Source organism: Janthinobacterium agaricidamnosum NBRC 102515 = DSM 9628 (genome assembly GCF_000723165.1).
Classification (GTDB): Bacteria; Pseudomonadota; Gammaproteobacteria; order Burkholderiales; family Burkholderiaceae_D; genus Janthinobacterium; species Janthinobacterium agaricidamnosum.
The window spans coordinates 5,886,012-5,886,646 of sequence record NZ_HG322949.1 but is presented as its reverse complement, the minus strand read 5'-3'; the positions used below and the strand labels follow the sequence as shown (position 1 = coordinate 5,886,646).

Annotated in this window: 1 protein-coding gene (only partly in view); it reads right to left on the bottom strand. The window is 66.9% G+C overall.

This entire window lies inside a single protein-coding gene on the bottom strand: locus tag GJA_RS25520, encoding a contractile injection system protein, VgrG/Pvc8 family (protein ID WP_051781325.1). The 669-nt coding sequence extends 24 nt beyond the window's left edge and 10 nt beyond its right edge, so the window shows coding positions 11-645 (codon 4, partial, through codon 215, complete); reading right to left, the first codon wholly in view occupies positions 631-633. The start codon and the stop codon both lie outside this window.

Below are 635 nucleotides of genomic sequence, written 5' to 3'. Positions count from 1 at the left end.
TGGCGTGGCCGCAGCAATGGCCTCGAAGCAGTTGGCGTAACCGCTGCTGTGCGCCTGGGCAATTGCCACCTCGAAATCCTCTAAGCCGATGTGCAAGTTGGGCAGCGACTCTTCCAGCAATGCAGGGATCGGACCGAACAGTTCCGCCATGCCCTCGGCCGCCGGTGTCGGCAAGTTATTGATGCCGACGCTGGCCACGCGCAGCACCACGTATTCGGGATCTTTGTCGCCGAGCGGTTGCAGCGGCCCTTGGGTCAAGGTAAACCGGGTGCCGGCGCGCAAGGTGCGCACTGTCGAGCGTGCCTGCCACAGATGGGCGCGCGCTTCATGCACCTGCATCTGCAAGGTGGCGTAGCGGCGCGCCTGGGCCGCATCGGCGTAGCGGTACTGGCCCGGTGCATCGTAGCTTTCCAGCAGCGGAGCGTGCTTGCCGCCAACCACCCGGTTGGTCGGCACGCTGGCGCTGATCGCCTTTTTCGCCTTGTAGTCGTAGCTCAGCACCGTGACCATGCCGACGCGCAGGCTGCGCTCGGAGCGCAGCGCCTGGATCGTGTCTCCCGGTTCTCCGGCGCGGGCGGCGTGATAGCGCAGGCCGCCGTCCCGGGCGCTGCTGGCATCCTCGGGCGTGGCGCACA